This is a genomic window from Ralstonia sp. TCR112 (assembly GCF_007997035.1).
Classification (GTDB): domain Bacteria; phylum Pseudomonadota; class Gammaproteobacteria; order Burkholderiales; family Burkholderiaceae; genus Ralstonia; species Ralstonia edaphi.
In genome coordinates this window covers 1-723 of sequence record NZ_VOSS01000166.1, presented here as the reverse complement: position 1 = coordinate 723, position 723 = coordinate 1, and the positions used below count along the sequence as shown (strand labels likewise).

General features: G+C 56.4%; 1 protein-coding gene. It reads left to right on the top strand.

Annotation, left to right across the window (positions count from 1 at the left end):
• Nucleotides 1–723: recombinase family protein (locus FUT88_RS24885; protein ID WP_186829380.1), on the top strand; the 723-nt coding region annotated here is incomplete at both ends.

Below are 723 nucleotides of genomic sequence, written 5' to 3'. Positions count from 1 at the left end.
AGGGTGGGCCAGCGGGATATGGCCTGCGGCGCGTCCTGGTCGATCAGCTAGGTACCGTACGCGCTGAGCTCACGCGCGGCCAACAGAAAAGCCTGCAGACTGATCGCGTCATCCTGATGCCAGGGCCGGACGAAGAGACCGCAACGGTCAATCAGATTTATCGATGGTTTATTGACAGCAACTTACTGGAATCTGAAATAGCCAGCCGGCTCAACGCCAGTGGCATTCGTACGGACCTCGGTCATGCATGGACACGCGCCACAGTGCGCCAAGTTCTGTCCAACGAAAAGTACATTGGCAACAACGTCTACAACCGGACGTCTTTCAAACTCAAGAAGCATCGCGTGGTCAACGGCCCTGAAATGTGGATTCGCAGGGACGGAGCTTTCGAAGCCATCGTTTCACCCGAGCTGTTCTATACAGCGCAAGGCATTCTGCGCGCTCGGGCGCGCCGATTCAGTGACGAAGAACTGTTGGACAAGCTGCGCAATCTCTATCGGACGCGAGGGTTCTTGTCAGGGCTAATCATCGACGAAACGGAAGGCATGCCTTCAGCAGCAGCCTATGCACACCGCTTCGGTAGCCTTGTGCGAGCGTATCAAGCGGTCGGGTTCACACCGGATCGCGACTATCACTACATCGAAATCAATCGCTTCCTGCGGCGTTTGCATCCGCAGATCATCGGACAAACGGAGCGGATGATTGCCGAACTAGGCGGCTCAG